Origin of the sequence: Stenotrophomonas sp. PS02300 (assembly GCF_029959395.1) — a bacterium.
In the GTDB taxonomy this organism is placed as follows: domain Bacteria; phylum Pseudomonadota; class Gammaproteobacteria; order Xanthomonadales; family Xanthomonadaceae; genus Stenotrophomonas; species Stenotrophomonas maltophilia_AD.
Map to the genome: position 1 here is coordinate 1 of NZ_JASCOP010000116.1, position 12,688 is coordinate 12,688.

Consider the following 12,688-nt stretch of genomic DNA (forward strand, 5'->3'; position numbering starts at 1 on the left):
CTCTCCGGGCGCACCATTACATCGCGGCAACAACCAGACAATGCAAGCGCGCCCGTAGCTCAGTTGGATAGAGTACCTGGCTACGAACCAGGCGGTCGGGAGTTCGAATCTCTCCGGGCGCACCATTGCATCGAAGACGAAAAAAGGCAGCCACGGGCTGCCTTTTTTGTTGGTGCGTTCACGACCGTGCCGGGTCGCCGACGCGTACCGCCGACATGGCCATCCGGTCCGCTTCGCGCGGGATCTCCGGCGCCGGGCAGCTGCCACCGGCATGGTCGTCATGCGCCAGCCAGTCATCGACCACGCCACCCAGCAGGTCCAGCCGCAACGGCAGGGTGATGTGGTCTTCGCCGCGCATCTCGATGTAATGCACGCGCGGGCTGGCGGCGGCCAGCGCACGCCCCTGGTCCACCCGCACGTGTGCATCGTCCTGGCCGTGCAGCAGCAGCACGCAGGCGCGCGTATCGGCCAGCGCACGGGTCACGTCCACCGTGTCCAGGTCCAGGTCCAGGCGCTGGCTGGCGGCGGCGATCACCGCGTTGATGTCCTGCCCGCCATAGCGCCAGCGCCCGTAGGCGGCCATCGCCTGCGCCTTCCACGCGGTGGGCTGCAGCGACATCAGGTGCGGGATCATGCTGCGGATCGCCTCGCCGGCATTGGCGAACGATTCCATCGCCACCACACCGGTGACCCGGTCGCCCAGCTTGTCCGCGGTGAACAGCGCGGTGGCCGCGCCGTAGGACACGCCGAACAGGTACAGCGGCCCGACCACTTCACCGCGCTGCTGCAGCGTATCGATCACATCGACCACATCGTCGGATTCAAACGTGCCGTAACCCGACGGCCCCGCCCCGGATTGGCCGTGGTTGCGCAGGTCGATGGTGATGACCCGGTAGCCCGATTCGGCCAGCTGCAGCGACCACGGCAGCATCGAATCGCCGTTCATCATCCAGCCGTGCAGCAGCACCACGGTGCCGCGCGGGGCCTGCGGCTTGAACGGGTGCGGCAGGGCCAGCTGCAGGCCCGTGTTCAACGGCTCGCCGTTCTCATGGTGCTGCGCCAGGTACTGGTAACGCAGGCCGTAGCGGCCCGGATCGAACGCCCGCCAGAACAGCGGCACCCCGGCCCGACCGGTCACGAAGCCATGCCGGTTGGGCACCGCCGCCACCGCTTCGCTGATGCGGGCGGTATCGAGCAGCGTGGACACCCCACCGGGCGCGACCAGCCGATCGCTGAGCGAGGTGGACGCGGCAGAGGAATTGAGCGATGAGCACGCAGCCAGCCACAGGCCGGCCCCGGCCAGCAAGAGCAGCAGCAGGCGTTTCATGGGCGCAGAGAGTCAGATTGAGCCGCGCAGGTTATCGACCGCGCCGACGGCGCTCTACCGCAACCAGATGACCAATCGATGACAGGACGGCATTCATTCAGCCATCCGGCGTCACAGCCATTCGCGCATCTGCCCCCACCACCCCTCCATCAGCCCCGGCTGGCGCATCCGCTCGCGCCACCAGCGCAGCGCAGCACCCTCCTCCCCGGTGCGCCAGGCCAGCCAGAAGGTCTCGTCCGGCTTGGGCTCCTCCACCTGCCGCACCACCAGCCGCCCCTGCGCCACCGCCGCCTGCACATACGGCTCGGGCAGGAAGCCGAAGCCCAGCCCCGCGCACTGCAGGCGGAACTTGCTGACCGTATCGGGCACGGTCACCGTCTCCTGGCCCATCAGCAGGCCGACCGTGCGCGGCAGCAGCCGCCGCGCCGAATCGGCCACCGCGATGGCGCAGTGCGCGGCCAGCTGCTCACGCCCGAGCGGTTCCGGCAGCGCCGCCAACGGGTGCCCGGGCGCCACCGCGAACACGAACCGGACCACGCCCAGCGGTTCGACCACGTAGCCGCCGCCACTGGGCCCCTCCCCGGCCGCACCTACCAGCAGGTCCGCGCGCCGGTCCAGCAGGGCCTCCCAGGTGCCCGACAGCGCTTCGCTGATCAGCCGGATCCGGGTCTGCTCGGCCACCGCACTGAACGCGCGCACATCCTCGGCCAGCAGCGCCGGCTGGAACAACGAATCCACCGCCACGGTCAGCTCGGCCTCCCAGCCCGACGCCACCCGGCGCACCCGCATTTCCAGTTCGCGCGCCGCGCGCAGCAGGTGCCGGCCCTCGTCCAGCAACGCCACCCCGGCCTCGGTGAGGTGCGCGCGCGGGCCGATCCGGTCGAACAGCTGCACGCCCAGGTCCTGTTCCAGCTTGGACACCGTGTAGGAGATGGTCGAAGGCACCTTGTGCAGCTCCTTGCCCGCCGAGGCGAACGAGCCACGGCGGTCGATGGCATCCAGGATCTGCAGGGCGTCGAGGCTGAGCTTGAGCATTCGAATTTTTCGATGATGGCTTGCAAAACTATCCGTTTTTCAAGCGACGGGTGCAAGCGGATACTGGCGCCAACAGGAAAGGGGCAGCACACACCGCCCCGGACCGCCATCGAAACCATCGAACACCCGAGGAGAACATCATGCTGCAGATCCGCAAGAGCGCAACCCGTGGCCAGGCCAACCATGGCTGGCTGAACTCCCAGCACACCTTCTCCTTCGCCAGCTACTACGACCCGCGTTACACCAGCTTCGGCCCGCTGCGCGTGATCAACGAAGACAAGGTGATCGGCGGCCAGGGCTTCGGCACCCACAGCCACAGCAACATGGAGATCGTCTCCTACGTGCTCGGCGGCGCGCTGGAGCACAAGGACTCGATGGGCACCGGCTCGGTGCTGCGCTACGGCGACGTGCAGCGCATGAGCGCCGGCAGCGGGGTCAGCCACAGCGAGTTCAACCATTCGGCCGACGAGACCGTCCACTTCCTGCAGATCTGGCTGTTCCCGGATGCCGAGAACATCACCCCCAGCTACCAGGAGACGCACTTCGCCCCGGAGGCCAAGCGCGGCCAGCTGCGCCTGATCGCCTCCAAGGACGGCCGTGACGGTTCGCTGCTGATCCACCAGGACACCAACATCTACGCCACGATCCTGGACGGCGACGAGCGCGCCCATCTGGCCCTGGCCCCGCGCCGCGGTGCGTACGTGCAGGTGGCCCGTGGCCAGCTGCAGGTCAACGGCATCACCTTGGACACCGGCGATGCGCTGCAGATCACCGACGAGGCCCAGGTGACGCTGGAGAACGCCAGCGATGCCGAAGTGCTGGTGTTCGACCTGCCGCTGTAACCGACGCCGCTGAAGAGAACGCCCCGAGCTGATCGGGGCGTTGTCGTGCCTGGGATCAGGCCGCGGGCACCGGAGCGTCGTCGGCAATCAGCTTCGCCTGCTTCAACTCTGCCCAGAGCACGGGCGGAATCGCCACCGACATGGACGCCACGTTGGCCTGCACCTGTTCGGGGGTGCGTGCACCCGGAATCACGGCGGACACGACCTCCGGCGCATCCGCGAACTGCAGCGCCACCGTGCGCAGGTCTACCCCGTGGCGGTCGCAGATCGCCTGCACCGCCGCGCGTTTCTTCGGCGCCCATTGCGGCACCGTGCCGTCGTAGAGATAGCGGTCGCGGCCGGCCAGGTAGCCGGCCAGCAGCGGTGCGCCGACCACCACCGACGCACCATGCCGCGCGATGGCCGGGAAGGTGTCGTGCAACGCCTCCTCATGGTCCAGCAGCGAGTACTGGCAGGCGAGCAGGAAGATGTCCGGATCGGCCTCTTCGATCGCGCGCAGCGCCGGCTCCGGGCGATTCACGCCAAAGCCCCAGGCCTTGATCAGGCCTTCCTCCCGCATCCTGGTCAGCGCCGGCATCGCGCCCTTTACCGCTTCCGCGAAGCGCTGTTCCCACGGCATGCCGAGGTCCTTCTCGTTGTCGGGCGAGAGGTCATGGATGAACACCACGTCCAGCTGGGCCACGCCCATGCGGTTGAGACTGTCTTCCACCGAACGGCGCACGCCGTCGGCCGAGTAGTCGTAGCGGTAGTGGAACGGCGATGGATCCTTCCACATCGTGTCCTGCAGTTCGCCGGCGGTAGCGGTGAGCAGGCGCCCCACCTTCGAGGACAACGTGTACCCGCACGCCGGGTGGTTGTGCAGGTGGTGGCCGTAGCGACGTTCGCTCAGCCCAAGCCCATACCAGGGCGATGTATCGAAGTAGCGCACTCCAGCGGCGTAGGCGGCCGCCAGCGTCTCTTCGCTCTGTTCGTCACTGGCGGGGGCAAAGCCGTTGCCGATGGCCACGCCGCCCAGGCCCAGTCGCGTCTGCGGGCGGTAGCGTTGGCGCGTGTTGGCGTCGGCAGTGGAACGGGAAGGGCGAGGTGCGTTCACGACGACTCCTGGTGCGGGGGAGCGTCCACCCTCGCAGGTTGCCGGTGCACAGCGTGCGGGCATCGCGTCAACGCAGCGGCAACAGCGCACAAAGAAAAAGGCCTTCGTACTCGCGTACGAAGGCCTTTTCTATTACTGGCGGAGCGGGAGGGATTCGAACCCTCGATACAGTTTTTGGCCGTATACTCCCTTAGCAGGGGAGCCCCTTCAGCCACTCGGGCACCGCTCCAGTATTCTGGTTCCGTCGCTGCGGTGTTTCTTCTCAGCGGGGGCGCGAAGAATAACGTTTTTCACACCCCGAGGTAAAGCCTTAATCGGAAGAATTTTCACTTCCCGATGCATTCGGCTCATCGCCTCGCTGGATACGCTGGTAAATCTCTTCGCGGTGCACGGCCACGTCCTTCGGGGCGGTGATACCGATACGCACCTGGTTGCCCTTGACGCCGAGCACGGTCACGCTGACCGAGTCACCGATCATCAGGGTTTCGCCGACACGGCGAGTCAGGATCAACATTTTTGCAAGTCTCCAGGGAACCGGTGGATTTTCCCGACCGGCTCGGCGCCCAGCCAAGGAACGCCACACGACAAAGGGAAAAGATTAGCCATAGTACCGTCAGCTCTCCCGCCCCATCAAGGAGCAGGAGGATTCAGGCGTTCAGATACGAGGGGTGACCCAGTCGACGACGGCAGCCAGTGCGGAAGCAAGGGCGGGCCCGTCCTCACCACCACCCTGGGCGAGGTCCGGGCGGCCGCCGCCCTTGCCCCCGATCTGACCGGCGATGTGGGACAACAGTTCCCCGGCCTTTACCTTGCCCGTTGCGCTGCCGTTCACGCCGGCCACCAGTGCTGCCTTGCCGTCCTGGGTACCGGCCAGCACGATCACCGCATCGCCCAGCTGCTGCTTGAGGCGGTCGATCGCTTCACGCAGTGCCTTGGCATCGAAACCTTCCAGGCGCGCGGCCAGGATCTTGACGCCATTGACCTCAACTGCGCCAGCACCGAGGTCGGCGGTCGCGCCGGCGGCCTGCTTGGCCTTCAGCGCGTCCAGTTCGCGTTCCAGCTTCTTCTGGCGCTCGGTGAGCTGGCGGATCTTGTCGACCACCTCGCCGGCATTGCCGCCCAGCAGCGCGCCGGCTTCGGCCAGCTGCGCTTCTTCGTGGGCCACGTGGTCGAGCGCGCCCTGCCCGGTCACCGCTTCGATACGACGCACACCGGACTGGATGCCGCCTTCGGAGGTGATCTTGAACAGGCCGATGTCACCCGTGCGCGACACGTGCGTGCCACCACACAGTTCGGTGGAGTAATCGCCCATCTTCAGCACGCGCACGTTCTCGCCGTACTTCTCGCCGAACAGCGCCATCGCGCCGAAGTCGAGCGCTTCCTGCATGGCCATGTTGCGTACTTCGACGGCGTTGTTGATGCGCACCTGTTCGTTGACCTTGCGCTCGATCAGCGCCAGGTCCTGCGCACTGATCGGCTCGAAGTGCGAGAAGTCGAAACGCAGGCGGTCGGGCGCGACCAGCGAACCCTTCTGGTGCACGTGCGTGCCCAGCACTTCACGCAGCGCGGCGTGCAGCAGGTGGGTGGCGGAGTGGTTGAGGATGGTGGCGCCGCGGCGCTGGCCATCGACCTGGCCGCTGAGCACATCGCCCACCTTCAGGCTGCCGTTGGCGACCTGGCCTACGTGACCGTGGTACTGGCCAGCGAACTTCTGGGTATCGCTCACCTGCAGTTGCACACCGTTGCCGGACAGCGTGCCGGTATCGCCGACCTGGCCGCCGGATTCGGCGTAGAACGGGGTCTGGTCGGTCAGCACGATCACCTCGTCCCCGGCCTGCACGCTGTCCACCGGGCGGCCATCCTTGAGCAGGGCCACCACGGTCAGGCCGTCGGCCTGCAGGCGGTCGTAGCCCAGGAACACGGTCGGCTTGAGGGTAGCCACCAGCTCGGCCGACAGCACCACGGCGGCGCCACCCTTGCCTGCCCTGCGGCCACTGTCGCGCTGCTCCTTCATCGCGGCATCGAAACCGTCGATGTCCACGACCAGGTCGCGCTCGCGCGCGATGTCCTGGGTGAGATCCAGCGGGAAGCCATAGGTGTCATACAGGCGGAACGCATCCACGCCGGGGATCACGCCGTTGGTCACCTGCGCGGCGACGTCGTCGAAGATCTTCATGCCCGAGTCGAGCGTCTGCGCGAAGCGCTCTTCCTCGGCCTGCAGTGCGCGCACCACGGTGTCGGCCTGCGCCGGCAGGTCCGGGTAGGCCTCGCCCATCTGCTCGACCAGGGTCGGCACCAGCTTGCTGAAGAACGGCTGGCGCACGCCCAGCATCCAGCCGTGGCGCAAGGCGCGGCGGATGATCCGGCGCAGCACGTAGCCACGGCCTTCGTTGGACGGCAGCACGCCATCGACCACCAGGAACGAACAGGCGCGGATGTGATCGGCGATCACGCGCAGCGACTTGTTCTCCAGGTCGGCCATGCCGGTCAGCTCGCTGGCCTTGCGGATCAACGCCTGGAACAGGTCGATTTCATAGTTGGTGTGCACGTGCTGCAGGATCGCCGCCAGGCGCTCCAGGCCCATGCCGGTGTCCACGCACGGGGCCGGCAGTGGCACCAGGGTGCCATCGGGCTGGCGGTCGAACTGCATGAACACCAGGTTCCAGATTTCGATGTAACGGTCGCCATCTTCGTCCGGCGAGCCCGGCGGGCCACCGGCGATGTGCGCGCCATGGTCGTAGAAGATTTCGGTGCACGGGCCGCACGGGCCGGTGTCGGCCATCTGCCAGAAGTTGTCCGAGGCAAACGGGGCGCCCTTGTTGTCGCCGATGCGCACGATGCGTTCTTCGGGAATGCCGACCATGTCGCGCCACAGCGCGTAGGCCTCGTCGTCGGTCTGGTAGACGGTGACCAGCAGGCGGTCGGCCGGCAGCTTCCAGACCTGGGTCAGCAGCTCCCAGGCCCAGGCGATGGCGTCCTTCTTGAAGTAATCGCCGAACGACCAGTTGCCCAGCATTTCGAAGAAGGTGTGGTGGCGCGCGGTGTAGCCGACCTGGTCCAGGTCGTTGTGCTTGCCGCCGGCACGCAGGCAGCGCTGCACGTCCGCCGCGCGCACGTAGCTGCGCTTCTCGGCGCCAAGGAACACGTCCTTGAACTGCACCATGCCGGAGTTGGTGAACAACAGGGTCGGATCGTTGCCCGGAACCAGCGGTGCCGACGGCACGATGGTGTGGCCCTTGCCCTTGAAGAACTCAAGGAAGTCGCTGCGGATCTGGGAGGTGGTGAACTTGGCGGATTCGGTCATGGGGGGCTGGCTGTCTGCGGGCCGGTCAGTCCCTCGCACGCAGCCCCAATGGCCGGGTGTCGATTGCAGGACCGCCGAAACCATAAAGGGTATCAGGCCCGGGCCTTACGGACACGCGGGGCGTGTCCCTGCTTAATCTTCAGGATCGAATCGGGTCGCCCGGCGGATGCTGTCGCCATCGAACCCACGGCGGGCCAGCAGATCGGCGGCTTTGCGGCGCTGGGGCAGCTCCTGCGGGCCGGCCTCGCCAAACCGGCGGCAGACCAGGTCCCGGGCATTCTCGGTCCAGTCGCCTTCGAAGGTGTCCATGGCAGCGGCAATCTGCTCGCTGTCCAGCCCGTGGGTGCCCAGTTCGGCGCGGATGTGGATCGGGCCATAGCCCGTGTTGGCGCGGATCCGGACCAGGTTCTCGGCAAACCGGGTGTCGTCCTGCCAGCCGGCCTCGGTGAGCTTATCCACCGCGGCGGTGGCCGCCTCGCTCTCGATGCCGCGGGCGGTGAGCTTGCGGGTCAGCTCCTTGCGCGAATGCTCACGGCGTACCAGCAGCCCAAGCGCCCGCTGGACCGGGGTCTGTTCACGGACGCGGCGCTTGCGGCCGGGTGCCGGGGCGTCTGGGTCGTGCATGCGGGATCTCGTAAAACGTAAACCCCGGGACAGGGCGAGCGTCACTGACGGCGCTGCCCTGCCCCGCGGGAAACTTACTCGGCGTCGTCGCCTTCGTCGTCGCCACCCTCACGGGCGGCTTCGGCCGGCTGGAACTTCTCACGCAGCTCGGCTTCCAGGCGCTGGGCCACCTGCGGGTTGTCGCGCAGGTAACCGCGGGCATTGTCCTTGCCCTGGCCGATGCGCTCTTCGCCGTAGCTGTACCAGGCGCCGGCCTTCTCGACCAGCTTGGCTTCCACGCCCATGTCGATCAGTTCGCCTTCGCGGCTGATGCCTTCGCCGTACAGGATCTCGGTGATGACCTGCTTGAACGGGGGCGCCAGCTTGTTCTTGACCACCTTGATCTTGGTCTGGTTGCCGATGATCTCGTCGCCCTTCTTGATCGCGCCGATGCGGCGGATATCCAGGCGGACCGAGGCGTAGAACTTCAGGGCGTTGCCGCCGGTGGTCACTTCCGGGCTCTGGCCGGGCATCATCACGCCGATCTTGTGGCGCAGCTGGTTGATGAACACCACCAGGGTGTTGGACCGCTTGATGTTGCCGGTCAGCTTGCGCAGCGCCTGGCTCATCAGGCGGGCCTGCAGGCCCGGCAGCTGGTCGCCCATTTCGCCTTCGATTTCGGCCTTGGGGGTCAGCGCGGCGACCGAGTCGACCACCACGATGTCCACCGAGCCCGAACGGACCAGCATGTCGGCGATTTCCAGCGCCTGCTCGCCGGTGTCCGGCTGGGACAGCAGCAGGTCGTCCACGTTCACGCCCAGCTTGGCGGCGTAGATCGGGTCCAGGGCGTGCTCGGCGTCGATGAAGGCGGCGGTACCGCCCTTCTTCTGGCATTCGGCAATCGCCTGCAGGGTCAGGGTGGTCTTGCCCGAGGATTCCGGACCGTAGATCTCCACGACGCGCCCCTTCGGCAGACCGCCGATGCCGAGCGCGATGTCCAGCATCAGCGAACCGGTCGGGATGATCTCGACGGCCTCGATGACGCGGTCGCCCATGCGCATGACCGACCCCTTGCCGAACTGCTTTTCGATCTGACTCAGGGCGGCGGTCAGGGCACGCTTTTTGTTCTCGTCCATCGGATTGGTCCTTGCAGGGGTCATGTCGTTGGAGGGGGTGTCTTTGGAGGTCTTCTTGGCCACGGGGTCACTTTAAGGTTGGCGTATCGCACAGGCTGAGATTCTGCCCGGCGTTCGGAAAAAAATTATCGGACATCCGTACCAACCTCAGCCAAACCAGAGAATCGCCACAAAAGACCGTGCATGTCGTGCGTTGAAGAAATCAGCGGTTCGGGCGCAGCAGCCCGCAATAGAGCCCTTCGATGGCGAAGTCCTGGTCCGGCAGGACTTCGATCGGCTTGTAATCGGGATTGCGCGGCAGCAGCCGGATCCGGTCCTTGCCCATCTTCAGCAGCTTGACGGTGATCTCGTCATCGATGCGCGCCACCACGATCTGGCCCGAGCGGGCGTCGCGGGTGCGGTGCACGCCGATCAGGTCGCCATCGAAGATGCCCTCGTCGATCATCGAATCACCCTGGACCTTCAGCAGGTAGTCCGGTGCGGGCGAGAAGAACACCCGGTCCAGCACCACGAAATCGTCCGAGCCGATGTCCGCGCCGATCGGCAGGCCGGCCGCGACCCGGCCCAGCACCGGCAGGCGCAGCACGTGGTCCGGCAGCGCGGCCGCCGCCAGCGAGGCGGGCAAGCCGTCCTGCAGCGGCGGCGCCTGCACCAACCGGATGCCGCGGGCCTGGCCGGGAATGCGACGGATCGCCCCGGCCTGTTCCAGCGCTTCCAGGTGGTACTGCGCGGCCCGAACGCCCTTGAAGCCGAACGCACGGGCGATTTCCGTCTGCGACGGCGGCGCGCCGTCGGTCTCGATGCGCTCGGCGATCAACTGCAGGATCGCCTGCTGGGTATCGGTAAGGTCCATGGTTAGTAGTATTACTACTAACACCCGACCCACGCAAGCCCCGATCAGAAAAAGGCCATAGGGCCCATCAAGGATTCCGCCCCGACCGCCAGATCGAAAACAGGATCCAGACCCCGCAGAACCCCGCCCCCACGAACCCCGCCACGCCCAGCGCCAGCAGCCAGCGGCTCGACAGCCCACCCACGCTGTGCATCACGATCGACGACCCGATGATCAACGCGGCAGTGACGATCCCCACCACCAGCCGGTTCGCCGCCCGGTTGACCTGCTCCCCGAACCCCTGCAATGCCGTGGTCTCGACCTTCAACTGCAACCGCCCCCGCCGTGCCATCTGCACCAGCTGGCGCACATCGCGCGGCAGGTCGCCGGCCAGGTCCAGCAGCCCGGCCACGCTGCGCTTGCCGCGCTTGAGCAGGGCCGACGGCGCGAACCGCTGCCACATCACCCGCTCCAGGAACGGGCGCGCGGCGGTGGCCATGTCGAACTGCGGGTCGAGCTGGCGGCCCATCCCTTCCAGGGTCAGGAAGGTCTTGATCATCAGTGCCAGGTCGGCCGGCAGGGTCAGCGCGTACTGGCGCAGCAGCTGGGTGATGTTGCCCAGCATCAGGCCCATGTGCAGGTCCTTCAGCGGCACGCCCCGGTACTGGTCGACGAAGGTGCTGATGTCCTGCTGCAGCCGCGATTCGTCCACGTCCACGCCGCCGGACCAGTCCAGCAGCACGTCGGTGACCGACTCCGGCTCCTGGCTGACCAGCCCGTGCAGCAGCTGCGCGACCTGGAAGCGGCGCTGTTCGGAGATCGCGCCGACCATGCCGAAATCGATCACGCCGATCCTTCCGTCGCGCAGGTAGATGATGTTGCCCGGGTGCGGGTCGGCGTGGAAGCAGCCGTCCTCGAGCACCATCTTGAGCACGATGCGGGCGCCGGTACGCGCGAGCCGGACCCGGTCAAGCCCGGCCGCATCCACCCCGGCGAGGTCGCGACCGGGGATGCCGTCCACGAAGTCCTGCACGTTGAGGCTCTCGCAGGTCCACTGCCAGTGCACCTTGGGAATCAGGATGTCAGTGCGCCCCGCGAAGTTGCGCGCGATGCGCTCGGCATTGCGGCACTCGGCGGCGAAGTCCAGCTCGCGCCGCAGCGACACCTGGAACTGCTGCACCACTTCGGCCGGCCGGTAGCGGCGCATGTCCGGCAGGCGCGCTTCGACGATTTCAGCCAGCCGCGCGAGCAGGCGCAGGTCGGCTTCGATCACCTCGCGGATGCCGGGGCGGCGGATCTTCAGCACCACCTCGCTGCCATCGTGCAGGGTGGCGCGGTGGGCCTGGGCCAGCGAAGCCGCCGCCAGCGGGGTTTCATCGAGCCAGGCGAACACGTCGGTGGCCGGTGCCCCCAGGTCGGCTTCCAGCTGCTCGCGTACCTGCGCATAGGGCAGCGCCGGCACCGCGTTCTGCAGTTCGGAGAATTCGGCGATCCAGTCCGGCGGGAACAGGTCCACGCGGGTGGCCAGCACCTGGCCGAGCTTGACGAAGGTGGGGCCGAGCTCTTCCATCGCCCGGCGCACCCGCACCGGGGCGGTCATGCGCAGGATCTGCTGGGTATCGTTCCAGTGCAGCAGCCGACCGGCGCGTTCGAGCACGTCGGCCAGCCCGATGCGGCGCACCAGGTCGCCGAAGCCATAGCGGATCAGGACCGAGGCGATTTCCTGCAGGCGCCCCAGGTCACGGACGGTTCCCAGCGTTTCCCACATCGGTGCACCCTCGTTCGACAGCAGGGCTCAGGATGTCACAGCGCCGGGAAAATTCCCGTCAGCGCCTGCTGCACGGTCTGCCGGCGGATGGCTTCGCGGTCGCCCTCGAACTGGAACAGCTGCGCGCGGGCATAGCCACCGCGCTGCTTCCAGCCGATCCAGACGCTGCCCACCGGCTTGTCCGGGCTGCCGCCACCGGGGCCGGCGATGCCGGTCACGGCCACGGCCATGCCGGCACCGGAGTTGACCAGCGCGCCGGACACCATTTCCAGCACGGTTTCGCGGCTGACCGCGCCGAACTGCTCCAGCGTCTGTGCGCGCACGCCGAGCAGGCGCTGCTTGGCCTCGTAGCTGTACACCACCATGCCGCAGTCGAAGAACGCCGACGAACCGGCGATATCGGTCATCGCTTTGGCGATCCAGCCGCCGCTGCAGCTTTCGGCGGTGACCAGCTGCAGCGCAGCCGCTTGCAGTCGCTGGCCAACGTCACGGGCAAGGTCGCCGAGTTCGGCATCGGTGGGGACAGTCACGGACTCACCATTCGGGCAGTTTTTCCGGAAGCAGTGCACGGATCGGGGCACCGTCGTCGGCGGCGGCCAGCTTCTCCGCTTCGGCGATCGGGATCTCGACCTGCAGCAGCCAGCCGTCCTCGTCGCTGCGTTCGCCGCGCACCACTTCCAGCTGGTGCAGGCGCGAACGCAGGCGGCCGGCGGTCGGCGGCAGGCGCAGGTCGCCGCTGACGTGCTGC

At 67.2% G+C, this 12,688-nt stretch carries 11 protein-coding genes, 2 tRNA genes and 1 pseudogene; 2 read left to right on the plus strand and 12 right to left on the minus strand.

What is annotated here, in order from left to right; all coding sequences use genetic code 11:
• Positions 1-48 precede the first annotated feature (48 nt).
• Positions 49-125, plus strand: a tRNA-Arg gene (locus tag QMX79_RS16725).
• Positions 126-178: 53 nt separating this feature from the next.
• Here QMX79_RS16725 and QMX79_RS16730 read toward each other — a convergent pair.
• Together QMX79_RS16730 and QMX79_RS16735 are read right to left on the minus strand one after the other, a co-directional pair.
• Complete coding sequence (locus QMX79_RS16730; protein WP_282247739.1) at positions 179-1,327, minus strand: alpha/beta fold hydrolase; 1,149 nt, start codon at positions 1,325-1,327, stop codon at positions 179-181.
• A gap of 111 nt (positions 1,328-1,438) precedes the next feature.
• Positions 1,439-2,362 (minus strand): LysR family transcriptional regulator, encoded by a 924-nt coding sequence (locus tag QMX79_RS16735; RefSeq protein WP_282247740.1) that lies wholly within the window; start codon positions 2,360-2,362, stop codon positions 1,439-1,441.
• A 140-nt stretch (positions 2,363-2,502) separates the two neighbouring features.
• Between QMX79_RS16735 and QMX79_RS16740 the strand changes: the two genes are divergently transcribed.
• Positions 2,503-3,204 carry a pirin family protein gene (locus QMX79_RS16740; protein ID WP_282247741.1) on the plus strand — a complete coding sequence of 234 codons (702 nt, stop codon included), beginning with the start codon at positions 2,503-2,505 and terminating at the stop codon, positions 3,202-3,204.
• 55 nt (positions 3,205-3,259) lie between these two features.
• On the opposite strand, the gene QMX79_RS16745 is transcribed toward QMX79_RS16740, so the two are convergent.
• The 10 genes and pseudogenes from QMX79_RS16745 to QMX79_RS16790 form a co-directional block, all read right to left on the minus strand.
• Complete coding sequence (locus QMX79_RS16745) at positions 3,260-4,297, minus strand: aldo/keto reductase (RefSeq protein WP_282247742.1); 1,038 nt, start codon at positions 4,295-4,297, stop codon at positions 3,260-3,262.
• Positions 4,298-4,433: 136 nt separating this feature from the next.
• Positions 4,434-4,526 (minus strand) — tRNA-Ser (locus tag QMX79_RS16750).
• An 81-nt stretch (positions 4,527-4,607) separates the two neighbouring features.
• Entirely contained in the window at positions 4,608-4,811 is a 204-nt protein-coding gene (gene csrA / locus QMX79_RS16755; protein ID WP_019183311.1) for a carbon storage regulator CsrA, read from the minus strand.
• Between the two features lie 141 nt (positions 4,812-4,952).
• Positions 4,953-7,601, minus strand: a complete 2,649-nt coding sequence (alaS, locus tag QMX79_RS16760) for an alanine--tRNA ligase (protein ID WP_282247743.1) — start codon at positions 7,599-7,601, stop codon at positions 4,953-4,955.
• A gap of 132 nt (positions 7,602-7,733) precedes the next feature.
• A complete protein-coding gene (recX, locus tag QMX79_RS16765) occupies positions 7,734-8,225 on the minus strand; it encodes a recombination regulator RecX (protein WP_282247744.1) in 492 nt (163 codons plus the stop codon).
• Positions 8,226-8,299: 74 nt separating this feature from the next.
• Positions 8,300-9,340, minus strand: coding sequence for a recombinase RecA (gene recA / locus QMX79_RS16770; RefSeq protein ID WP_282247745.1), 1,041 nt, complete (start codon positions 9,338-9,340; stop codon positions 8,300-8,302).
• Positions 9,341-9,542: 202 nt separating this feature from the next.
• The gene (lexA, locus tag QMX79_RS16775) at positions 9,543-10,193 is read right to left on the minus strand and encodes a transcriptional repressor LexA (protein ID WP_282247746.1); all 651 of its coding nucleotides are present in this window, start codon (positions 10,191-10,193) and stop codon (positions 9,543-9,545) included.
• Between the two features lie 67 nt (positions 10,194-10,260).
• Positions 10,261-11,940 carry a 2-polyprenylphenol 6-hydroxylase gene (ubiB, locus tag QMX79_RS16780; protein WP_282247747.1) on the minus strand — a complete coding sequence of 560 codons (1,680 nt, stop codon included), beginning with the start codon at positions 11,938-11,940 and terminating at the stop codon, positions 10,261-10,263.
• 35 nt (positions 11,941-11,975) lie between these two features.
• Complete coding sequence (locus QMX79_RS16785; protein ID WP_282247748.1) at positions 11,976-12,470, minus strand: nicotinamide-nucleotide amidohydrolase family protein; 495 nt, start codon at positions 12,468-12,470, stop codon at positions 11,976-11,978.
• 4 nt (positions 12,471-12,474) lie between these two features.
• A pseudogene (locus QMX79_RS16790) lies at positions 12,475-12,688 on the minus strand (GTPase HflX); the annotation flags it as partial.